Origin of the sequence: Shewanella sp. MM_2022_3 (genome assembly GCF_022557375.1) — a bacterium.
Taxonomy (GTDB): Bacteria; Pseudomonadota; Gammaproteobacteria; order Enterobacterales; family Shewanellaceae; genus Shewanella; species Shewanella xiamenensis.
Window position 1 is genome coordinate 83,640 of the sequence record NZ_JAKZGV010000011.1, and the last position, 24,174, is coordinate 107,813.

General features: G+C 47.6%; 15 protein-coding genes and 1 pseudogene. 8 read left to right on the forward strand and 8 right to left on the reverse strand.

The genetic code is table 11. The features are described from left to right. The first annotated feature begins 57 nt into the window (after window positions 1-57). The 5 genes and pseudogenes from hrpB to MMG82_RS08955 all read left to right on the forward strand — a co-directional run bounded on the left by hrpB (window position 58) and on the right by MMG82_RS08955 (window position 6,649). Window positions 58-2,565, forward strand: coding sequence for an ATP-dependent helicase HrpB (gene hrpB / locus MMG82_RS08935; RefSeq protein ID WP_241406764.1), 2,508 nt, complete (start codon window positions 58-60; stop codon window positions 2,563-2,565). Window positions 2,566-2,642: 77 nt separating this feature from the next. After that, window positions 2,643-4,949 (forward strand): penicillin-binding protein 1B, encoded by a 2,307-nt coding sequence (gene mrcB / locus MMG82_RS08940; RefSeq protein ID WP_241406765.1) that lies wholly within the window; start codon window positions 2,643-2,645, stop codon window positions 4,947-4,949. Window positions 4,950-5,026: 77 nt separating this feature from the next. Beyond that, window positions 5,027-5,305 carry a peptidylprolyl isomerase gene (locus MMG82_RS08945; RefSeq protein WP_011070961.1) on the forward strand — a complete coding sequence of 93 codons (279 nt, stop codon included), beginning with the start codon at window positions 5,027-5,029 and terminating at the stop codon, window positions 5,303-5,305. Between the two features lie 37 nt (window positions 5,306-5,342). Then, window positions 5,343-5,468 (forward strand): annotated as a pseudogene (locus MMG82_RS08950) (transposase); the annotation flags it as partial. 545 nt (window positions 5,469-6,013) lie between these two features. After that, a complete protein-coding gene (locus MMG82_RS08955; protein ID WP_047539791.1) occupies window positions 6,014-6,649 on the forward strand; it encodes a hypothetical protein in 636 nt (211 codons plus the stop codon). Window positions 6,650-6,996: 347 nt separating this feature from the next. Here MMG82_RS08955 and MMG82_RS08960 read toward each other — a convergent pair whose 3' ends face one another. Next, a complete protein-coding gene (locus MMG82_RS08960; RefSeq protein ID WP_241406766.1) occupies window positions 6,997-10,089 on the reverse strand; it encodes a M9 family metallopeptidase in 3,093 nt (1,030 codons plus the stop codon). 449 nt (window positions 10,090-10,538) lie between these two features. Here MMG82_RS08960 and MMG82_RS08965 point away from each other — a divergent pair, with 449 nt between their 5' ends. Then, window positions 10,539-11,537 (forward strand): NAD(P)H-quinone oxidoreductase, encoded by a 999-nt coding sequence (locus MMG82_RS08965; RefSeq protein WP_037430339.1) that lies wholly within the window; start codon window positions 10,539-10,541, stop codon window positions 11,535-11,537. Window positions 11,538-11,858: 321 nt separating this feature from the next. After that, entirely contained in the window at window positions 11,859-12,263 is a 405-nt protein-coding gene (locus MMG82_RS08970; protein WP_037414254.1) for a hypothetical protein, read from the forward strand. A 101-nt stretch (window positions 12,264-12,364) separates the two neighbouring features. Here the strand turns inward: MMG82_RS08970 and MMG82_RS08975 are convergent, their stop codons facing one another. From MMG82_RS08975 to cutA, 5 genes are all read right to left on the reverse strand, one after another. Beyond that, complete coding sequence (locus MMG82_RS08975) at window positions 12,365-13,396, reverse strand: aldose epimerase family protein (RefSeq protein WP_241406767.1); 1,032 nt, start codon at window positions 13,394-13,396, stop codon at window positions 12,365-12,367. Window positions 13,397-13,536: 140 nt separating this feature from the next. Beyond that, window positions 13,537-14,682 carry a galactokinase gene (galK, locus tag MMG82_RS08980; protein WP_037430344.1) on the reverse strand — a complete coding sequence of 382 codons (1,146 nt, stop codon included), beginning with the start codon at window positions 14,680-14,682 and terminating at the stop codon, window positions 13,537-13,539. A 298-nt stretch (window positions 14,683-14,980) separates the two neighbouring features. Further along, window positions 14,981-16,621, reverse strand: coding sequence for a cation:proton antiporter family protein (locus tag MMG82_RS08985; RefSeq protein WP_037430346.1), 1,641 nt, complete (start codon window positions 16,619-16,621; stop codon window positions 14,981-14,983). 151 nt (window positions 16,622-16,772) lie between these two features. After that, on the reverse strand, window positions 16,773-18,614 hold the full coding sequence (locus tag MMG82_RS08990) for a protein-disulfide reductase DsbD (RefSeq protein ID WP_241406769.1): 1,842 nt from the start codon (window positions 18,612-18,614) through the stop codon (window positions 16,773-16,775). Then, entirely contained in the window at window positions 18,611-18,934 is a 324-nt protein-coding gene (gene cutA, locus MMG82_RS08995; protein WP_037414243.1) for a divalent-cation tolerance protein CutA, read from the reverse strand. The genes MMG82_RS08990 and cutA overlap by 4 nt, the downstream gene beginning before the upstream one ends. Window positions 18,935-19,156: 222 nt before the next feature. Between cutA and MMG82_RS09000 the strand changes: the two genes are divergently transcribed. Next, window positions 19,157-19,747 carry an FxsA family protein gene (locus MMG82_RS09000; protein WP_241406770.1) on the forward strand — a complete coding sequence of 197 codons (591 nt, stop codon included), beginning with the start codon at window positions 19,157-19,159 and terminating at the stop codon, window positions 19,745-19,747. Window positions 19,748-19,900: 153 nt separating this feature from the next. On the opposite strand, the gene MMG82_RS09005 is transcribed toward MMG82_RS09000, so the two are convergent. Together MMG82_RS09005 and MMG82_RS09010 are read right to left on the reverse strand one after the other, a co-directional pair. Continuing rightward, on the reverse strand, window positions 19,901-22,984 hold the full coding sequence (locus MMG82_RS09005; protein WP_241406772.1) for an efflux RND transporter permease subunit: 3,084 nt from the start codon (window positions 22,982-22,984) through the stop codon (window positions 19,901-19,903). A gap of 3 nt (window positions 22,985-22,987) precedes the next feature. Continuing rightward, complete coding sequence (locus MMG82_RS09010; RefSeq protein WP_241406774.1) at window positions 22,988-24,070, reverse strand: efflux RND transporter periplasmic adaptor subunit; 1,083 nt, start codon at window positions 24,068-24,070, stop codon at window positions 22,988-22,990. Window positions 24,071-24,174 lie beyond the last annotated feature (104 nt).

Here is a 24,174-nt window from a genome sequence, read left to right on the forward strand (position 1 = left end):
ACTACCAAAGGCCTATGTTAAACTGCCACATTATTTTTCCCTGTTGATACTGTTGCATTGAACAATCTACCTATTCATTCCTTACTGCCATCTCTGCGTGATGCCTTTGCAACGCATGCCCAAGTGATCCTCGAGGCACCCACAGGCGCGGGTAAATCCACCGCCTTGCCTTTAGCTATCTTGGATTGGGCTGAGGTTTCTGGGCGGATTTTAATGCTTGAACCTCGACGTGTGGCCGCCCGCAGTGTGGCGCAATTTATTGCCAGTTGTCGGCAGCAGGCGGTAGGGCAAGAGGTCGGTTTTAGGGTGCGCGGTGAGTCAAAGGTCAGTGGTGAGACTCGGCTTGAGATCGTTACCGAAGGGATATTAACCCGAATGATCCAGCAAGATCCTGAATTGACCGGGATCGATATGATCATTTTCGATGAGATCCACGAGCGGCATTTGACCACAGATCTTGGTTTAGCCTTGGCTCTTGAAGTGCAAAGCTCACTGCGGGATGACTTAAAAATCCTCGCCATGTCGGCAACCTTATCTGGCATTGCGCTCAGTGAGTTAATGCCAAACGCAGCCCTGCTCAAGAGTGAAGGGCGCAGTTTTCCGGTTGAAATCATCTACCGTGCTGTCGCGGGCCAGCAGCATTGGCTCGATCATTTGAGTCGCACCGTGCTCGATAGTGCTACCTCAATAACGGATAGTGGCCCGCAGGATATACTGGTGTTTTTACCCGGTAAGGCGGAAATCCTCAGGGTGGCGCAGTATTTGGCGGAGCGCCTCGATGGTAGCCGTGTGGCAATTTGTCCGCTTTATGGCGAGTTGTCTGCCCAGGAACAGGATAGGGCGATTAAGGCAGACGATAGTGGCAGGCGCAAGATAGTGCTCTCCACCAACGTTGCCGAGTCGAGCCTCACCATTGAAGGCATTGGGCTGGTTATCGACAGCGGTTATAAACGCCAAGCGAGTTTTAACCCTAAAACGGGGGTTACGCGCTTAAGCCTTAAACGTATTAGCCAAGCTTCGGCAACCCAACGTGCTGGCCGCGCTGGCCGTTTAGCGGCGGGCGTGTGTATTCGATTATGGGGCCAAGAGGAGCATCAACGTCAGCTCAAAGCCGATGAGCCCGAAATCAGCCAAGCGGATTTAGTCTCAATGGCCCATGACTGTGCCTATTGGGGCGCAAAATCCTTCAGCGATTTGCTGTTATTGACAGCGCCGCCGAGCGTGAACGAAGCGCTGGCGTGGCAACTGCTGCAGCGCTTAGGCGTGGTCGATGGGCAAAACAAACTCACTCAGCACGGCAAAGCCGCCTATGAGCTGGGCTGTCATCCGCGCCTCGCGCAGATGTTATTAGCTGCTAAATCCCATTCTACAGAACTTGCGGCCTTGGCCTGCTTGCTCGCGGGTATTTTAGAGGCGCGGGGATTGCCACGCAAAGGCGCAGATATCATGAATTACTTGCATTTTGCCACCCAAGGCAGTGCGGGGCAGCAGGCAATACAATGGCTTAAAAAGCTGGCGCTAGATAAGCAATTCACTCAGGCCGATTTAGTGGCCATCGCCTCCCATGCGCATCATCAGGATGTCGGTTTACTGTTGGCGCTGGCTTATCCCGATCGTATCGCCAAATCCCGCGGTGTCGAGGGTTACCAATTAGCCAATGGCACGGGCGTGGTGCTCAGCGCTGAAGATGCCTTAGTGCAAACGCCTTGGTTGGTGGTGGCTGATTTTCAAGAAACCGAAGGTAAAAATGCTGGGCGGATCTATTTAGCTTGTCCGTTGCAACCGAGTCTATTTGATCATGAGTTAGCCGACTTAGTTGATAGTCATGAGCAGTGCGGTTGGGATGAAACCAAAGGTCGCGCTGTTGCTGAGCGGCAAGCAAAAGTCGGGCAGATATTACTGAAATCCGAGACGATTGCTAACCCTAATCGGGCGCAAATTGTGGCGGCATTAGTGAGTTATATCCGTCAGCAAGGGTTACAAATTCTTAATTGGCACGATAACTTAGCGCAGTTTCAAGCGCGATTGCATTTAGCGCGAAGCTTAGATCCGACTGCTGATTGGCCGGATATGAGCGATGCCGCCCTGTTGGCCGATCTTGAAACTTGGCTGGCGCCTTACCTTGAAAATGTGAATAATCTGCCGCAATTACAAAAACTCGATTGCTTTAGCTTAGTGATGAATCAATTGAGTTGGTCGCAGCAGCAGGCGCTCGATGCACTGTTGCCGACCTCCTGGCCTTTAGCCACGGGCACCTTTGCGCCCATAGTGTACGAGACCTCGGGTCGCGCCTTACTGCGGGTTCGCTTGCAGGAAACCTTTGGTATGGCTGACAGCCCGCTACTAGCCCAAGGTAAGCTGAAGGTGACGATGGAGCTGCTGTCTCCGGCGCAGCGCCCTTTGGCACTGACGGCAGATCTCGCCAGTTTTTGGCAAGGGCCCTATGTTGAAGTGAAAAAAGAAATGCGTGGGCGTTACCCTAAACACCTGTGGCCGGACGACCCTGCCAATACGCTACCGACAAAATATACCAAGAAAAAAACCTTAGGTTTATCTCAGTCATAGCCTTTAGACTGCCTTGATTTACAACCTTGTGTTGTGCCTATGACTGATGCCGTTAACGCATAAATGATGAAGTAGATATGACAACTCATACGACAAAAAAAGCGCCAGCCCAACGTAAAGCTAAGCGAAGCCGTGGCCTATTTGGGCAAATTTGGTCGCTCACCTGGAAGCTCGCCTTAATCGGCCTCGCCGTTGTGACCTTCTACGGTATTTACCTCGACCAAATTATCGCCCGTAAGTTTGAAGGGCAAAAATGGCATTTACCTGCACAAGTTTTTAGCCGCTCCATGGCGTTATACCCAGGAGCAGCGGTGAGTCATCCACAGTTGATGGCCGAGTTAAAACTACTTGGCTATCGCAAAGTGGCGACCCCCCGCGAGGTTGGCGAGTTTTCGGCATCGAGCACCAAAATCGAATTATGGCGTCGACCCTTTTTACATCCCGAAGGCGATCAGCCAGAACAGCGAGTGATGATCACCTTCGATAGCGAAGGCGTCAGCTCTATTGCCCGAATGGAGGATAAGCGCCAGTTAGCGGTATTCCATTTAGAACCCGTTTTACTTGACCGCATGATCACGGGCGATGGCGAAGACAGGCTCTTTGTCTCTACCGAAGATATGCCCAAACATATTGTGCAGGCACTATTGCTGGTGGAAGACCGCAGTTTTTACGAGCATCACGGGGTGAACCCCTTTGCAATTTTGCGTGCTGCTTTTGTGAATATCAGTGCGGGGCGTACCGTGCAGGGCGGTTCGACACTGACCCAGCAGTTGGCAAAAAACTTCTTTCTGTCGAGCGAGCGCTCGTTGCTGCGTAAAGTTCGCGAAGCCTTAATGGCGGTGATTATCGATTTTCGCTACAGCAAGGAAGAAATTCTCGAGGCCTATCTCAACGAAGTGTATATGGGGCAAGATAAATCCCGTGCCGTGCATGGTATGGGGCTGGCTTCGCAATTCTATTTTGGTCGTCCCATCGGTGAGTTAACCACGGCGCAGCAAGCCTTTTTAGTGGCGGCGATTAAGGGGCCATCTTACTACAACCCATGGCGTTACCCTGAGCGCAGCTTAGAGCGCCGCGATTTAGTGCTGCGGTTATTGATGGAGTCGGGCGAGCTGACGACCGCGCAATATAAGGTGGCGGTGGAGTCGCCCTTGGGTTTGCGTAATGCCAATAAGCCAGTGCATCAAAAATTACCTGCGTTTTATGCCTTGGTAAAACAAGAGGTTAATCAGCGCTACGGCGATGCGTTATTAAAACAATCTGGGGTGAAGATTTATACCACTCTTGATCCTATGGCGCAGGAAGCCGCCGAAATCGCTGTGACTCAAACCTTTAAGAGCTTAGATAAGGGCAATAAGTCGTTGCAGATTGGTATGGTGGTCACCGACAAATACACTGGCGGTATCGCGGCTATGGTGGGTGATAAAACGCCGGGCTTTGACGGTTATAACCGCGCGGTAGAGATCCGTAGGCCCATAGGCTCGCTTATCAAGCCATTTGTGTACGCCACAGCTTTGGCACCAAATAGTCAATTTACCTTGGCATCGCCACTCAAAGATCAGCCGATTACCTTGAAAAATGAGCAAGGCAAAACCTGGTCACCGCAGAACTTTGACAAGACCTTTAGCGGCCAAGTTTCGTTGTTAACGGCGCTTAAAAAATCGATGAACGTGCCGACGGTAAATCTTGGGATTGCCGTTGGGGTCGATGCCGTGGTGACGACGTTAGCCAAATCGGGCTGGTCAGAGCCGCTTAACGAATATCCATCGATGCTACTGGGCGCGGTGAATGGTTCGCCATTAATGGTGGCGCAGGTTTATCAAACCCTCGCCGATAGCGGTGCTTACCGTAAACTCACCACAGTCACCGCTGTGCTCGATAGTGATAATCAGCCTTTGCCCGTAACGCGTTCTGCCAAGGAGCAAGCGATTACGCCAGATACCGACTTTTTGGTGCAATATGCCATGCAGCAAGTGGTGCGCTCGGGTACGGCAACGCGCTTAGGCAATGCCTTCCCCGGTGTGGCGCTGGCGGGTAAAACCGGTACCAGTAACGATAGTCGCGATTCTTGGTTCGCTGGTTTTGATGAGCGTAACGTGGCGGCGATTTGGGTCGGTCGCGACGATAACGGTAAAACCAGTCTTTATGGCAGCAGCGGGGCGATGGCGGTATACCAAGCATTCTTGAAGGAACGACCACCCATTGGGTTGCGCTCGATTCCACCCAGTGGCGTGATCAAAGGTTATTTTGACCGTGACACCGGTGAGGCCAAGGAAGCGGGATGCAGTAATACTGAGGTATTACCTGCTTTGAGAGGCACCTATAATCCAGCTAAAAACTGCGGCGAGCCGTTGCAGTGGTGGCAGAAGATTTTAGGTCAGTAATACTTATTTTTCATAGGCAAAGACATAACGGCGGTGCAACTTAATTGCACCGCTATTTTTGATAAAGAGAGTACAAGATGTTTAAAACCGCAGCCGCAGTGCATATCCTTGTTAAACACAAAGAGCAGGCGGAAGATATTATTAAGCAATTGAATAACGGTGCTAATTTTGGCGCCTTAGCGAAACGCTATTCCTCATGTCCCTCAGCGAAAAAGGGCGGCGATCTCGGTGAATTCAAGCGTGGGCAAATGGTGCCGCAGTTCGATAAAGTCGCTTTTTCCGGTGAGCTACTGGTGCCACATCTCGTTAAAACCAAGTTTGGCTGGCATGTAGTTAAAGTGCTGTATCGCACTTAGCTATTGATCACACTTAACTATTGGCTATCGAGCGGCGACCGAGCTTGGTAAGTTATTTCATGGCTCGGTGAGAACCTTGCAAGAGCTGAGCGATTACTGCGAACACTTAGAAAAGCGACGACGGCACTTTGCATCAAGCTGCCAGCACTTGCGCTACAACTGACAACGACTTATATAACTTCGAAAATAACCCTTGCTGAGTATCTCCTAAGAGCTGGGATGATTTACCTCGTCTGAAATGCCCCATTTTTTAAGGGATTAGCGCAATTTATTGCCTCAGATGCTGTCCCTATGACTTTTGATGGTTCTTTTTTTAACAATGTTCACTTTTACAAGTTGTAGGCAAACTGAAAGTGCATTATGTTGTTGATTTAAAAATGGGTGGCCAGATTTATGTTTGGCACACCTCTAGCCTACGCCTCATATGATGTTCTTGTTCATCAGCTCGCAAATTTGCTAGCGGCTTCCTTCAGACCAATCCTCGCGGATAAGCCCTTGCCATTCGCTAGTAGTTAACGTTTAATAACAGCATGTTATTGAACGGTGACCTTCCTACAGAGGACTTTCACCTCATTAGTTCATGCCCATGCTGGGCGTACACAAAGCATTTAAGAGTGATTCGCAACGCTTGCCATTTTCGCTTCGCTCAAAGTATGGCCAAGCGTCGCTCACACCTTAATGCGGCGTTAGAAAATTTGGAGAGGTTACTTGGATAATTCATTGTTAAAACTTGGAACTTTGATTGCTGTATTTGCATTCTATATTCCTTTCTTCATCGTGATGTCGAAAGGGTTAGGTGCGAAAAGCGGAAGAAGACATTTTTACAGATCAGTGAAGAAAATACTTGAGAGAGAAGAACAAAATATTAAGGCCATAGATCAATTGTCTATTGTCTACAGAAAAGTCGCTGAGAATAATGCCGAGTTCTCGAAGAAATATAGAACGCCAATTGATATATGTGAAGATCTTTTAAGTCGCTCTACTGGCTTCAATGGATGGGTTTTCAAGTTTCACTATGGAATACAATTTTCAGATGAGCAGGTCAGTCGCATAGCAGAGATAATAAAAACCATTGAAAATGATTTGCCGTTTATTTCTTTGTCACCTAAATATGGTAACCAATTAGACATGTTAAAATTAGCTTATGATTCTAATGATATAGGTTTAGGTTTGAATGGGCTAAAACAACTCGCGAAAGATATAAAATTCCTTGAAACTACGATTGATACTCAAGAACGTAAGAATAGAGTTTCAACATGGATATCAGTAATCGGTATTATTTTAACGATTATCTTTGGTGCCGTTTCTTTAGTCCAAGTTTATTCGGGTGGTAATTTTTTCTAACAAGTTGCTTAAATGCAACTAAAACAGCTGGTTACGTTTCGCTCCACATTATAACCCACAATTTTAGTCCGCTTAGCAAGGCGTTATGAGTTTTGAGTGATCGATAGAGCAAATCTGGTCACCCATCCTTAATTGTGCTGCTGAGACTATTCATCATTCTGTGTCAGATTACCCTCTGCTTTTAATCGCGGTTAACAATGGCTGTTTTTCCAAGCAATTGACCACTACAAGCGCGTGAGTTTGAGGCAATGCTAAAACTGTCTTAGTGTGCTAACCGATTGAAATAATAAAAATCCCTGCTAGGCAGGGATTTTTGCTTTTAGCTTATACCGCAATAGCGCGGCTGATTAACGTAAATCTACTTGAAGGGCCACACCTGCACTTTGGCCTTCACTTTGGAGTGTAATGTAATACCAGCCAGCACTGGGATTATTGACCTTGATTTGCTCCGTAGTGCTGCCAGCGTTTGTTGAGGCGGCTTCATATTGCTGGGCATTAGCCCAGCTGCGACCTGAGTAAAGGCTGACATCTCCAATTCCGTGGGCCGAGCGTACTTCTAATTGGCTTGTTCCTTCGGGAACCCAAAGGTAATAGTCATTACGGCCATTGGCGCTGCAGACGGCATCACCCGGCGTGAGTTGGGTATAGCTCACGGGTGATTTAGTCGCACAGGCATTGGCTATTTGATTAGGAACGCTACTGCCACCACCGGCTTTAAGGTTGAAGCTCACGCCACTAAATTCACTTGCGGTATCAACAGTGATATATCGCCAGCCACGGTTTACCGTAAAGCTAAAGGACTCTTTGTTGCCTTGATTTACACTGCTGGCTTGGGCATTGCTCGCACTTGCCCAAGTATTGGCATTAAAGTAAATATTGGCATCGCCTGTTCCCCCGGTTGTGCTGACACTAAATTGGCTGTTGTCAGCATCGACCCAGAAATAAAAGCTATTACGGCCACCGCTAATACATTCATCTTTTCCGAGGGTTAGCTGGCCGTAATTGATGGTTGCGGCACCGCAATTGCTGGGTACTTCACCACCAGTATCGCCGCCATCACCTAAGTCGGGATCGGTATCGGCAACTAACTCAGTGGTACTGACCAGCATATCAACACCACCAAAATCGCCTTCTAGGGTGATATAGTGCCAAAGTTCATTGGGGTTTAGGCTCACTTTGATCACTTGGTAATTACCGTTGCCGATGCCATAGCCCTGATTTTTTTCAGCACTTGCCCATCCCCTTGAATCGTAATAAATATCGGCATCACCCCAACCACCGCCAATTTTGATCCAAATATCCTGAGCCGAGCGATCACTATTGGCAAAGCTAAAGCTGGCTCGGCCTTGTTTGGCGTCAATACACTCCATAGGTACCTCAAGACTGAGGCTGGCTGACTCGCTATAGCGGTATGCTTCGTTACTGACTTGGCAGGGCGAGTAATCTTTGCTGATGGTGCCCGCAGGGCCTGCCCAGTTACCTTCGCGACCACTGGCATTAGCCTGTTCATCACTTGGGCCTTTATCGACAATACCATTGTTAGTGGTGCTTAAACCGCTGGTGAGCCAGCCGCGCCATTCGTTGTCATAGCGGGTGCCAATGGAATCCATAAATGCTTGATATTCAGCATATTGGTTATTACGCAGGAAGGTTAGGATCTGGCGAACATCATCGCGGTGGTTTTCAAACATAAAGCGCACGGCGAGGTAACCCCAACGGTAGATGCGGTCTTGGCCAGAGTCATAGGTGTTTTTAAAGATGGTTGAGAGCATATACTCGCCCGTTTCCCCCATTGCGATGGCAGCGGGGTTGGCATCTCGGTATGAAATATATTCCGCTAATCCTTCAATCCACCAAATTGTGTTGGCGGATACGCTGCGGCCGAAATCGCCAAACAAGTTATAGCGGCCATCGAGGTAATGCACGTATTCATGCTGTAAGTTCCACACATGAAAATCTGGGCGACGCCATTCGGCCTCATAGGCAATAAAGCGCGCTTGGTTTTTAAGTCCTGCGGGAGAGCCTTCTAAATACATGCCGCCATTGTTGGTATTGATCCCAAAAATGCTGTTGGCAAGGGATTGATATTCTGACGAGCTGCCAAAAATCACCAGCTCTAAATCATCATTGTTATCCTGTGCGACCGCCTGCATTCCGGTTTCGAGTATCGTGTGGAAATGGCTTTCTTGCTGGCTTAATACTCCACATGCCCATTTGGCTTGATCTTGGTAAAGATCTTGGGCGCGGATCTTGAGGCTGTCGGAGCATTTCCAATTGAACGGTAAGCTATCGGCGGCTAATTGCGCCTTGAAACCACAGATCTGATAAGCATTACAGTTGCTGCGATCGTAGTAATCTGCCATCTCTGCGGCAGCAAACCACAGCACTTTACTGGGATCATTTTTGCTGGTGCTATTTAAGATATTTTTGACCAATTGGGTCACTTTAGGGCGCATGGCATCAATGTAGTACAGTCTAGATAACTCTCTGACAGCATTGACTAAAACATATTCAGCATTGGTGCCGAGTAGGTCCCTATGGTTAAGTTGGAACTGGTTGAGCGCATCTAAAATAGCATGATCTCGGGCAAACAGCGCCTGCATGTCAGTATTCCACTGGGCGCGGAATAAGGTGGTAAATACGGTATTTGCGGCCGCATTCATTGCAAAGCTGGCTTGCCATGTGCTGTTGTAGTCATTGAGCACTTTGAGGGTGACAAAGTTAAAATCAGCCCCCAGTTCAGCCGAATCAATCAGGATCAGTGCTTCTTTGAGCACGCTGGCATTGGCATCGGAGAGTGTCCAAATGGCGTTATTGGCAAAAAGCGCATTAAGCGCTGATTTTAAATTGTTTTTCACCGCACTGCTGTAGGCGGGTACGTCGCTGGGATTGTAAAACTGCACATAAAGCGCGGCGCGCACAAAGTAAATATGTGACTCAATGCCTTGGTTATCCACGCCAGTGTATTGGGGCGCCATGGCCGCAATCGCATTAGCAACTGTGGATACATTCGCCTCACTAAATACGCTGCTTGCGTCACTTCCCTTGAGATTAAATAGCTTACCGACACACTGCGGCGAGGACTGCGTTAGCTCGTCTAATAGGGCTTGGCCCGATTTACCAACAAAATTACTACAGTTGGCATTGGCGGCAAAGCTGCTGGCTTTTGATCTCGGAGAGTTCTCGAGCAACGCTTGCTGTTGTGAAGAATGTGCATCGAGATACTCAGAGTGTGTCGGCTCGTTAGGGGAGGCTATCAAGCTGTTGCTGGGTAATAACGGCCGATGGTTGACATCAAAATTGAGTGGCGCTGACGGCGAAGCTATTGGTGCTAACGTACTGGGGATTGCAGCGTGTTGGTCTGATACTAAATGGTTATGGGCGAGCGAGGGTGTAGCGATGGCTAAGCTAATAGCCGCGAAAAGTAGGGTCTGTTTCATGGTGTATCCATAGTTATTTTTATCTGCAAAGCAGATCTTCCTTGGGCGTTATCCGATGTATTACAGCAATTAACCTCGGACCTCATTGGTCCAACTGAATTTAATGCTTGTCTAATTCAGTTAGCGCCGAATTATCATGAAATAAATTGCATAAAATATCCAATATAAATCGATAAAAATTTACATTTTTTTCACATTATTTTTATCATTATGTTTTTATTGTATTTTTTATTGAATTGTCGTGCGGTTAATAAAGATTGGTAATGTAGACGGCAATTGTTTTAATGTGGCATCGTTTCATTCAAGTTGCTGGCGTCCTTTTGTTACCTCGCTAACGGTCAACAAAGTTCATTCCAACATTGTTTGGGTTAATATGTTTTAACCTGAGTATGATGCCGCTATGTTTGCAGCGATAAGCCGAAATCCCAAAGTTGTACAAGGAGTTAGCTATGTCAGATTTACCAAAAGATTATGCCCATATTCATATTGAACAACCCGGTGAGCCAGAGGTGATGCAACTTTCCCGTTCACCCTTACCGGTTGTCGGGGACGGACAAGTTCTTATTCGAGTAAGTGCGGCTGGGGTGAATGGGCCGGATCTCAAGCAAAGGGCTGGAGCCTATCCGCCGCCACCCGGAGCATCGTTAATTTTAGGGCTTGAAGTGGCTGGTGAAATTTGCGCCATAGGGAAAGGCGTGACTCAATGGCAACTGGGGGATAAGGTTTGTGCTTTAGTCCCAGGTGGCGGTTATGGCGAATACACCTTGACCTATGCAGCTCATTGTTTGCCGATTCCAACAGGATTTTCGATGGTGCAAGCTGCCGCGTTACCTGAAACTTTTTTTACTGTTTGGGGTAACTTGTTTATGCGCGCCGGACTCAAGGCGGGCGAAACCGTTTTGATACACGGTGGCTCTGGTGGCATTGGCAGTACGGCGATTGCGCTGGCGAATCGTCTTGGTGCGCAAGTGATTGCGACTACTGGGCAGGATGAAAAGCGCGACTATTGCTCAGGATTAGGTGCCCATCTTGTTGTCAATTACAACACTCAGAATTTTGTCGAAGAAGTCATGAGCTTTACGCAGGGTAAAGGCGTTAATGTGGTATTTGATATCGCGGGTGGCGATTTTATTAACCTCAATTTGCAAGCGCTTGCGTTGGATGGGCGTATGGTGTCGGTCTCAACTCAACGTAGTCCTAAAGCTGAGGTTAATATTCTCCAGCTGATGGCTAAGCGAATTGTCTGGACAGGTTCAACCCTAAGACCACAAACGGTTGAAGCCAAAGCTGAAATCGCAAGGCAATTACACGAACGTGTTTGGCCATTACTTGATAGCCAGCAAATCGTGCCACATATTTTTGCAACGTACCCATTGAACGATGCGCCTAAGGCCCATAGATTAATGCAGTCGGGCGAACATAGGGGCAAAGTGGTATTAACATTTTGAATTAACTCAGCTACAAGCTGTAACCTCTTATCGCTTCAATAATTTAATGGTTATAGGTGCATAATTAAAACTTGATGTGATGTTTTTTTAGACTAAAGTCGTTAGTGACAAATTTTTTTAGAGACTTTGGCCGAAATTAATGCGTAATAAGTGAAAATTTCATGGTTTGAGGCATTGATTATCGAAAATATTCTGTAAAAATACCCAGTTGAAAACGTCAGAGACTTTCCGGCGCTATTCGTGGATCAAAGCAAGCGTCGCTTCGCTTATTCAGACTAAAAAACTCATAGTGTATGTGTTGATTTAAGGGTATTGGCATATATGTATAACACAGCAAAGAAACAGGTTTGGTATGGTGAGCTGAGAACATCGAAGGGCAATGCGATTGTCGTCCACGACAACCAGCTGCCAGAGGCTTCCCCTGGACGAATTTACCTCTACAATACCGACCGTGATGCCATTGTTGAGTATGTAGAAGACATAGTAAAAGTGAACCTATACGACTTAGATGAGGCCGCATTAAAAGCTGCTGAGGCTAAGTTTAGCGGTGCATGGAAAGCGGCTCGCGCTCAATTTATGAGCAAGCATCAAGCTCGTATTGATCTGAACAACGTTAAGGATTCTGGCCCAGTACGTAAGGCTAAACCTGAGGTTGAGCCTGAAATCGAAACCGATGCAATTGGTGCTGATTTCGATGAAGATTGGGGCGATGATTTCGACGATTAATATCCAATTTGCTTCGGCAACATTGGATAAAGGTAAGGAATGAAACGACTTTATTCCTTACCAGCCTTTCTTTTTAATTCCTACAGATGCTCATTTCAACTTTAGTCAACAATATCAAATTGATATCGACTAATATGATGATAGATTTTCCCTGGTACTAACCAGGCATCATCACCCAATTGCGGTTGATTGGGCGAGTCAGGCAGCTTTTGCGGTTCAATACACACGCCCTGATATTGGTGCAAACTTTGTTGGTTTCGTCCCACGGTTCCCGCTAAAAAGTTAGCGCAGTAGAGTTGTACGCCAGGCTGATTGGTAAATACCGTCATGGCGCGGCCGCTGACAGGACTGCTTAAACAACCAAATCGGCGTAGTGAACCATCGGGGTTATCCATCAGATAGCAATGATCATAACCTTGGGTGCTTGTTAGTTCGGGAGCGTGAAGTTTTTCGCCAAGGGAAACACTTTGAGTTAAATCGAAAATACTATCTTTAACCTCAGCAATTCCTGTCGGGATGCCGACTTCATTCATCGTTAAATAGCGTGTCGCATCGATTTGCATCTGGTGCTGATAATTATTGCTCGTACCATCCAGATTAAAATAGCTGTGCTGCGTCAGGCTCACCGGACAAGATTTATCTACGGAGGCCAGCATTTCTACATAGAGATTATTGGCGGCAAGGCGATAGTCTAATTGCACCGTGCAATTACCGGGGAAGCCCATATCGCCATCTGGACTCACTAAGGTTAATCTTACACCATCGGGAAGCGGGCCTAAGTGCCAGTTCTTTCTGTTAAAACCTTCGCGGCCACCATGTAAGCAGTTGCTAGCCTGATTGATATCCAGTTGATAGGTTTGCCCCTGATATTGCAGCTTGCCAAGGGCTATACGATTGGCAAAGCGGCCTGCAATGGCGCCAAGGTGGGCATTTTGAGTCAGGTAATCTTCGGCACTGTCGCAGCCTAAAACGATATTGGCGCGCTCGCCCTGTTTATCGGGCGTCCAAAGCGCGCGAATAATGCCGCCTAAACTGAGCACTTCCAAGGCGATGATGCCATTGTCTATCCGCACACGTTCAATTTCGCCGCCGCGGGGATCGGTCCAAGGATCTAATACACTGAAACGCACCATTTAGTTTCCCTCAATGTCAAAATGCCTACCGTAGATTATTTAACCGTTTGATTTTGCCTCTTAAAAATGACAAATACCACACAATTCATGGTTGAATTCGTATGGTATTAGTGGCGGAGTTAGCAGGTGCGATTAAGTGTTTAACTGTCGATACGGCCCGCGCCAGCACTTGCTGAACAGAGATAAACGGTTGCATCTATCCCTGTTTGCTCGAAAAATGTCTGTTCGACCGCAGAAACTACCGCATCGGTAAGCTCATGGTCGACGAGCGCGACCACGCAGCCATCGGTCATGCGTATGCCACCGCGTTCGCCAATCACTTGGCTAACAATATCCACCAAAGTGTCAAATTCAGGCAGTGTTACCTCAAAATCATCTCGCAGTGATTGATGAGATTGAGCCATTAATAGGCTGAATTTAGAAATATTATTTTGCTCGAGTGCCCGAGCAGCACTCTGAGTGCGTTTATTCTCGGTGACTACGTGTTTGGCGCGGCGATAAAGGGTTTCATCCAATTTATCCTTGGCACTTTCAAGCTGACGCAGTTCAAGATGGCGCAGAGCGTCTAAACCAAAAAATTCGGCAGCTTGAGCGCATTCCTCACGTCGCTGCTGGCTAATCGCCGCTAATCGTTGTTTCTCAATATGCGCATCAATGATGATCAGGCTGAGATTCTCAGGGATTGCAATCGGTTCGCTATCAAGGTCAAGGCAGTCGATGAGCAGGGCATGATCCGGCTCACCCATCGCGCAAACCATGTGATCCATAATGCTGCAAGCCGATGCGACATATCGATATTCGCCACGTTGCGCTAATTGTGCCACTGCCATCGGTGAGAGATGCAATTGGCTGCTGTCACTAATCGCTGTGCCAAAGGCGACGACCAAGGCGCCAGAGGAAGATAATCCTGCTGCGAGCGGTACATCGCCTACCACGGCCAAATCTAAGCCCTTGGCAATGAGCCCTGTGTTGGCCATCGCCGCGGTGAACCCTTTTAAATAATTTACCCAACCGTCCTCGGGATGGATTTCGGTTTCTTTGCCGAAGGTCCATTCTTTAATTTGCCCGGGAAAGGCATCAGCAACGGCGCGAAACTTGTTGTCTTCACGGCGTTTAACGGCAATCACCGTATGAAAATTAATGGCGGCAGGCAAAACAAAGCCGTCGTTGTAATCCGTGTATTCACCGATCAGATTTACTCGACCTGGGGCTTGATATAAATCATCGGCTTTAGTGCCAAAGGTTTGGACAAATAACTTGGTGGCGCGCTGCGCAGGGTTCGACATGCTGAGAAGACTTCCAAAAAAGCTGGGCTAATTTCGTTCTTGTCTTCGATTTATATCACGACTAAGTCGGCGATGTAACTGAGATTTTCTATGGCATTGACGATAAGCTTGTCAGAGAAAACCGATAGTCAAAAACGCCGCAATGTTTGAGCGTGTGTAAGTGCGTTAAGGTGATTGATTTTTAGTGGTTTTGATAGGTTTTATCGGGTGAGGTAATGACTCAGGTTAATCCCTTTCCTGAGTCATTTTTAACCTAAATAGGATGAGTTTTATTCATGATAACAAACGTAAACACGCCTTAAACCGCGGCAGAATGTTGTTTGTTGTCATCGTCTAGGTCGGCAACTGCCTTCGTTTCAGAGTCTGGTAGTAACTCATGAACCACATGGTCGACAAAACCCGCACCCGCCGCTTCGTATAGGTTGTAAACGCTGTGCACACCAGAACTTCTGAGTGATGCGGCATCCTCACCATATTGTACGATTGCACTTAGTTTACCTTGATAATTCAGCTTCTTAAGTTGCTCAACAGCGAAGAGATTCCCCGCATGATGCGGCATTGCTAGCAGCACTAATTCAAGATTGGGCGCTTTATCAAGCTTCTCCCAAAAGTCGGTATCGGAAGCGTCCCCTTGCACAACATTACGGCCTTTAGCGCGGTGTAAATCGACCAAGTCTTGCTTATGCTCAATCCCGAGGATCTCACCGTCGAACCGGGCACGCAGTTCATCGTAGGCTCCACTACCAATACGCCCCATCCCTAGGATTAAAAAGCGTGGATTACCAATGGCAATGGGGCGATCTTCTGGGTGCAATGGGCGTTTTTCTAACCTAACGAGTCGCTGTTGGAAGCGTTGATAAATATTTCCGACCGTAGCATTGAGCGGCGCTGCTAATAAAAAGCTAAAGCTTAAGGCCACGGCAATAATCACCAACCATTGTGACGGTAGCCAGCCTTTGCTGGTGGCAACCGCAGCGACGATCAGACCAAACTCGGAGAAGTTACCTAGGTTAAAGGAACCTAACATCGAGGTGCGCGAACGTAATTTAAAGCGAGTAAGAATATAGACAAACAATAAGATTTTTAGCGGTACTAACAGTACTAATAATGTAGCCAGCACGATATCCGAAATCGTGGGTAAGCCATTGAGACCAATGGTTAAGAAGAAGGCGACAAGAAAGAGTTCTTTAAAATAGAACAATGATTTAGCTAGCTCAGAGGCTTTTTTATGTCCTGCGAGCAAAATACCAATAACTAATGCGCCGAGATCCGGTTTTAAGCCAACGGATTCAAATAACCAAGCGCCGACAACCAGTGCCATTACTAATCCAAATAGCACTAATAATTCACCGTGGCCAACACGGTCAAAGGCTTTATAAATCAGTGGTTTTGCCAGAGGTAATAACAATAACGCAAATGCCCACACCGAAGGCACATCGCCCTTAGAAATGGTTAAAAAGAGTACGGCAAAAATATCCTGCATAATCAGGATACCAATAGCAACACGGCCATACAGGGATTGCATATCCCCTTTATCTTCTAAGACCTTTACCGCAAAAACGGTACTGGAGAAGCTTAACGCAAATGCCAGTAAGGTTAACTGCTCAATCCCTAAACTGGTCAGTTGAGATAATCCTAATAACCCTAATATTTTGAGAATAGGGACGAATACTAGGATCGATAGCATCAAATGCACACTCGACCCCGCCCACACTTCAGCCTTAAATAGGCTACGAATATCGAGTTTTAAACCAATCGCAAACAGCAGTAGCGTAACCCCTAAATTGGCGAGTTCTTGCAGCAGTGGCAGGCTTTCTTTTTCAATACCTAATACAAAGAGTACAAAGCCCGCCACTAAGTAGCCGATGAGTGGGGGCAGTCCTATACGGCTAACGAGCATGCCGCAAATAAGGGTGATAATGAGGATAGCTGGTTCCATAATGCTCCAATCTAAAAAGTCCACGATAAACAAGGATTGTATAAGAAATCGATGACAGCGCGATAAAAAAGCGGACTTTTAATGAAAAAAGTCCGCTTTTTGTTGATTTTACGCTAAAACGCCGCAGAGGAGTGTTAGCGTTTAGTCGAGATTATTTCACCAAGTGATCTAAATGAGCTGCAAACTCCTTGGGACCCATAAAGCCGGTTACCCTTAAATCTTCTCGCTGTTCACCTTGCTCGTTAAACATCAATAATGTCGGTAAACCGAGGACATTGTATTTTTCAAGCAGAGCGACATCCACAGCATCACTCTTAGTGACATCGGCTTGCAGCAGCACGATTTTGTTCATTCGCGCTAATACTTCGGCGTCTTTAAAGGTAATGGCTTCAAACTCTTTACAAGCCACACACCAGTCAGCGTAGAGATCCAGCATCACAGGCTTACCAACTGCCGTGGCAGCGGCAATTTCGCGGTCCAAATCTTCAATGGATTTTATCCGTTTAAAGCCATGCGCTTGCTCAGTCGTTGTTGCAGTCGCAACCGGACTGTGGCTAAAGCCAAAGTGACCCATCACAGCTTGGAAGCCATAGGAGAAGCTTGCCAGCAGGGTTAAGGTGAGTAGCACTGAGCGTACGGTTTGTTTCCAGTTAAAGGCGCTGAGCTTATTTTGGTGCATCAGGTAACCGGTGAAGCTAATGCCCCAAAGCGACCAAAGCACATCGGAAACCACGCCCGTCCAAATACGGCCAAGCATCACAATCGATACCGCAATCAGCAGGAAGCCAAACACGGTTTTAATGATATTCATCCAAGCGCCAGCGCGAGGCAGTAACTTACCACCCGAGGTGCCAATGATAAGTAGTGGTACGCCCATGCCCATACTCAGCACATACAGGGCGAGGAAGCCTTGTAATAAATCCCCGGTTTGCGCCACATAGACTAAGGCGCCAGAAAGTGGAGCCGTGGTGCAAGGCGAGGCAACCAATCCTGAGATTACCCCCATCAAAAACACGCCAACTAAATTGCCGCCTTTTTGATTGTTGGAAATCGAGTTCATCTTCTCCTGCCAGCTTGAAGGCAGTTTGAGATCGTACAAGCCAAACATGGATAAACTGAGTACAAAGAACAGGATGGCTAATACCACGAGCACCGCGGGATGTTGCAGCGCCGCTTGGTATTTCATCCCCGCCGACGCGACGACTAAACCTAAAATCGAGTAGGTGATTGCCATTCCTTGCACATAGGCCATCGACAGGGTGAAGGCTTTGGCGGTCGACAGTTTTTGCCCTTGACCGACAATAATGCCCGATAAAATCGGATACATGGGGAACACGCAAGGGGTGAGTGCAAGCCCAATCCCTAAACCGAAGAAGATCACTAAGGTCCAGAGTAAACTGTCGTTAGACAACATCTGGCTTAGGCTATCCTGCTGAGTAATCGGCTTAGCAGGGGCGCTGCTTGCTTTGGCATCTGTGTCAGTGGCGGCAGGCTTGGTATTTTCGCCGCTATCTGCGCTAGAGGCGATTTGCCCATCATTAGCTGCTACCGCTTTTAAGCTGACATCACGTTTGGTTGGTGGATAACAGAGTTTACCCTCGGCGCAGCCCATAAAGGTGACGCTTAAGGTGCTGTTTTCATCCGCTTGCTTTAGGCCAACGGGAATGTCGATATAGGTGTAGTAAACCTCTTGTTCACCAAAATACTCATCGTTATGGGGCTTGCCCTTTGGTAGGTCAATAGTGCCCAATTCAGCGCCATTGACACTAAATTTGAGTTTATCGCGGTACATGTAGTAGCCGTCGGCAATCACCCAATTAAGGGTAACCTTATTGCCTTCCTGCTTAAAATCAAAGGCAAAGGCTTGATCAACAGGCATTAACTCAGGTTCGCTTTTTAGAAAACCAAAGTTATTCGCAAAAGCATTGCCACTTAGAGTGAGAGGCGCGAGAAGCAATAATGCAGTAAAGGTAAGGCTAAGTAGTTTTTTCATGGCTGAGTGTTATCTTTTATCCAATCTAAGTAGGCTGGTAGCCCGTGAGTCACGGGTACGGCAATAATTTCAGGCACTTGATAAGGGTGAAGTTTAAGCACAAGCTGTTCTAACTCTGGGTAGCGTGTTTGTAAACATTTAATGTGTAAGCTAATTTCTTGCTCTTCACAGATTTTTCCTTCCCACGTATAGACCGAGCGGATGGGTGCTGAAATATGCACACAAGCCGCGATACGCGCTTCCACTAACGCATGGGCGATGCGATTGGCATGAACGTCGTCTGGACAGCTAGTGCTGACCATTAAATACTGAGGTTGCATAGTGTGGGTATCGTCCCCTAACAATCTTAAACTTCGCTTAAGCCTATTAGGCTAAGCTACTTTACGTGTTTTTATGGTCTCATACATTAACGGCTTAACGAAAGAGTGAGCTAACTATCAGAAGTTTCACCGCTTTAGCGCAGTCTGCGCCCTAATGACTTGAATTAAGACCGGATTGCCCCCATTTAGTTTTCAAACGAGCAAGATAAATCTGAGGTCGGTATGTTTTTAATCCTATTTTTATTATTTGTGCTGATCCCAGTTGTTGAGCTGTCAGTGTTAATCCGCGTGGGTGAAGTGCTGGGTACTTGGACCACTATTGGCCTTGTATTATTTACTGCTGTATTGGGCGTGTCTTTAGTACGCAGTCAAGGATTAAGTACTCTAATGCAAGTGCAGCAAAAGCTCGCGCGAGGTGAGGCACCAGGGCAAGAAATTGTCGAAGGTATGATGCTAGCCATGGCGGGGGTATTGCTGGTTATTCCTGGATTTGTGACTGATTTTATTGGTTTATTGTTGCTCACTCCTTTAACCCGTCGTCCGATAGCAGCCTTAGTGTTTAAACGTATGCAACTGCGAGTGGTGTCGGGTTTACAAGGCGGTATGCACGGCGGTTTTGGTGCGGGTCCCTTTGGCTCTCATTCTGGCTCACAAACAAATCCTTTCGAGCAACCTCCCTTTGAGCAAAATAAACATGCCGATGGCAATGTGTACGAAGGCGACTTTGAACATAAGGCCGACCCTAGCGATAAACGTCCTGAAAGCCATCAATTGGCGGATAAACACGAGCAACCCAAAGATCCAAAGGCGTAATCCGCCTTTCAGCTCGGCTTTCTTTCCTCTGTGTAAAGCCTCAAGTTATCCGGGTTAGCCGCTATTCTTCGATACCCAATATGAAAAGGCCAATCGATGCTAATAAGCAGCATCGATCGGCCACGCCGGGAAGCGTTTAGGGGGAGTGGCGGGCTAGTGTTTCTCGCTCGCCACCGCATTCGGTTTGATGTTAAAGGCCAAGCTGTACATCACTGGCAGCACGATAAGGGTCAGCAGCGACGCAAAACCTAAACCAAAGATGATAGTGATCGCCATGGAGCCGAAAAAGGCGTCGGGGATCAGAGGTATCATCCCGAGCATGGTCGTGATCGCCGCCATCATCACAGGGCGAACGCGGCTGACACAGGAATCGATTAAAGCTAAATAGGCGGCTTTGCCTTCACTGAGTTCGAGGTTGATCTGGTCAACCAATACAATACCGTTTTTAATCACCATGCCCGATAGACTCAGTAGTCCCAGCAGCGCCATAAAGCTAAAGGGCGCGTCGAAAATCAATAATCCCGCCGATACCCCAATCAAGGCCAATGGCACGGTAAACCAAATCACTAACGGCTGGCGTACCGAGTTAAACAGGAACACTGTGATTAAAAACATCGCTAAGTAACCCAGTGGAATTGAGCTAAATACCGCGGTTTGGGCTTCGCCCGCCGTTTCATACTCGCCACCCCATTCTAAGTGGTAACCCGCAGGCAAGCTGATGGCTTCGACCTTAGCTTTGACTTTACGTAATACTGAGTCGGCGGTTTCATCGCTACCCAGTTTAGGATCGGCTAAAACGGCTAACATCCGCATCCGATCGCGACGTTTTACTAAGGGGTTTTCCCATTGAGTATCGAAGCTGCTTACAACTTGCGTTGCTGGTACAAAGGTGCTGTGCTCGCTACTCCAGATTTGCAGTTTCCACAGGCTGTCCGCCTGTAAACGCTCCTCGGCGGGTGCGCGGGCAACGATGGGGAGTAAATGGCTGGTTTCACGGTACAGGCCAATCTGTTTGCCGCTAAAGTTAACTAACAGTGCGTTATCCAGATCCTGTTTACTGATCCCCGTTTCCCTTGCTTGAGCATTTTCTAATTGCGGACGAATTAAAGTCACTTGGTTGCGCCAGTCATGGCGAATACCGTCCATACTCGGCTCCGCATGGAAGATGGCTTCGGCTTGAGCGCCTAGAGTACGCAGTACTTCGGGATCATCACCGTAGAAGCGAGCCTCAATCTTCGCGGCGGGAGAAGGGCCGTTTTCCATATTCTTTAATCTGAACTGTGCCTGCGGGAATCTCTGATTTAAAAAGGTTTCTAGCTCTGGCATATAGACTTTTAAGGAGGCTAAATCTGCCATTTCAATAATGAGCTGCGCATAGGCGGGATAGCCCTTTTCGGGTTGATAGGGCAACACAAACCGCTGCGCACCTTGGCCAATGACAGTTGTTAAGTGTTTTAAGCCACTATGTTGTTCCTCGGCTTGCTTGAGTAACTGCTGCTCAATATCGGCGGTAAAGCGTTCAGTGCCTTTAATATCTGTACCTTCTGGCATCCAAATATCGACAAAGAAGATGGGCGTATTAGATGCGGGGAAGAACACATTCTTGATATGACCAAAGCCAATCACTGCGCTAACGAGCATGGCACCGACTAATAAAATGCTGGCGATTCTAAAACGCAGGGCAAAGGTTAAGCTCGCGCGGTATACGCTGAAGAACCAGCCTTTGTAAGGATCCTGCTCCTCCTCATCTGCGGGGGCATCTTTAAACAGCAAATGGCAGAAGAAAGGTGTCAGGGTGATCGCGGTAATCCAACTGATAAATAAGGAAATCATCAACACTTGGAACAGTGAGCGACAAAACTCTCCCGCGGCATTTTGCGATAAGCCAATCGGTGCAAACGCGATAATTGCAATAACGGTGGCGCCAAGCAGTGGCCACTGAGTTTGCGACACAATTTGTTTGGCGGCTTCGAGGCGAGTCTTGCCACGACGCAGACCAATCAAAATGCCTTCGGTAACGACAATGGCGTTATCGACCAACATACCCAAAGCAATAATCAGCGCGCCGAGGGAGATCAGTTGCAGTTCAATACCTAGCACTTTCATCACGATAAAAGTACCGAGAATGGTCAACAGTAAGATGACCCCCATCAATAAGCCTGAGCGTAAACCCATAAACAGCAAGAGTACGGCAATAACGATGGCAATCGATTCTAATAGATTGATCAAAAAGCCATTTACTGTGTCATCCACCGCCAAACTTTGGTTATAAACCGTGTCTAAGCTCATCCCTATTGGGCGCTGAGACTCCAGTTCGGCAAGGCGCTCGCTAACGCTTTTACCCACTTCGACCACGTTGACGCCACTTGAAAAGGAAATCCCAAGGGAGAGGGCGGCTTCGCCACGGTTGTGATAGAGCACGTCAGGGGTTTCATCATAATCTTTTTCTATATGGGCAATATCACCAAGATAGATAAGCTCAGTGCTGCCGGGCGGGCTGACGATCAGACGTGCGAGATCCTGCACACTGCTAAATTCTCCGGTGGGATGGATGCGAATACGATTATCGCCCACCACTAAACTGCCCGCGTTGGAGACCACGTTTTGATTGTTAATCAGGCCGTGGATATAGCTTTGATCTAACCCCAGTGCCGAGAGTTTTTGTTGTGATATTTCAATCACAACCTGCTCAGTTACGCTGCCCGCAACTGAAACCTTTTTGACCCCTGGCACCAGTACCAGTTCGCGGCGCAAATAATCGGCATAATTGCTTAATTCACGGTTACTATAGTCAGGCCCTGAGAGATTAAACAAAATGCCGTACACATCGCCAAAGTCGTCATAGACTTTGGGCGTGCTAGTGCCGGGAGGCAGTTGTCCTGCGGTGTCGTTGACCTTACGACGTACTTCATCCCACACCTGCGGCAGGCTCGTTTTGTCATAGGTTTCTTTGACCTCAATTTGGATCTGCGACAAACCCGCACTGTTAATGGAGGTTACGTGCTTAACCGCATCGAGCTGCTGTAAGGCATCTTCGAGGGGAAGGGTGACTTCTTCTTCCACTTGCTCTGGCGATGCACCCGGATAGGCGGTGATCACTAGGGCTTCTTTAATGGTAAATTCGGGAAACTCTAACTGCCCAAGACCAGTAAAGCTCACACTACCGCCCACGAGTAGCAGTAATACAAACATCCAACTGATGACTTTGTGGCGGATTGAATACTCAGCAATATTCATGGATTAAACTCCGCGCTGCCAGCGTAGTGGTTTGACTTTCATCCCGTCGGATAATTGGGATACACCTGCACTGACAATTAAATCGCCATTATTAATACCGCCAAGCACTTCAACACCTTCACTGGTGACTCGGCCCAAGGTAACAGCAGTGGGTTTCACTTCGCCCGATTGCGCTTGATAGACCCACACTTGGACTCGGCCATCCTGATCGCGTTTATCGATAGCGGTGACTGGCACTATGGCCGATGCTGCTTGGTCTGGGCTTTTCATTAAAGCAAGGGTTAATTCAGCGCTCATCCCTGGAAGTAGTTGAATATCCTTGGGTTGTGGTAGCGAAAACACTACTTCATAGGCCTGAGTGCCGGGTGTAACTTGGGTGGAGTACTCCTTGAATTTCGCATCAAACTCCATGCCTGCTAATGCACTAAAACGCACTTTAGCGACAAACTTTTGCTGCTGGATATAAGTGTTTAAACCAGCGGCCATCGACTCGGGTACTTGGATACTTACATCGAGCAAATGGTTGTTTTGTAGAGTTAATATTCCTTGATTAGCCTGCACAATTTGGTGGTTATCCACTAAACGTTTGGCCACAGTGCCACTAAAAGGGGCGATAAGCTTGGTATAACTTAACTGGTCACGGGCGGCCGCTAAGGCGGCTTTGGCCGATTTAAGCTGTGCTTGGGCGCTATCAAACTCGGCTTGGGAGATTAATTTACGCTTTAGGAGTTCGGTTTTACGCTGAAAATCCGCTGCTAACAGTTCATGGTCTGCTTCGCGGGTCATTAAATTGTTATAGGCATCCCTGTCGTCCAGTTTAGCCAATAGGCTACCTTGGTTAACACTTTGCCCTTCTACCAGCGCCAACTCTGTAAGTTGCCCAGAAATGCGAAAGGACAATTCTGCGCGACTATTGGCGCTCACCCGCGCGGGGAAGGTTCTAAAATCTCCGCCCTCGAGTTTGGCAACCTCAAACAGTTTTACGGGTCTGATGACACTCGCCTGTACCGAGCTTTCCGCTGGCGTGCAGGCTGTAAGCAGGGCTGGCAATAACGCCGCCAAGGGAATAAGTCGATAAGCTTTCATGGTGGAGAGTCCTCAATAACAATTTATCAGCATTTCAGGGGCGCGAAGATATCAGCTAAAGTTGTTGCAATAAACGGGATACTTTGGGATTATCAATCCCACAT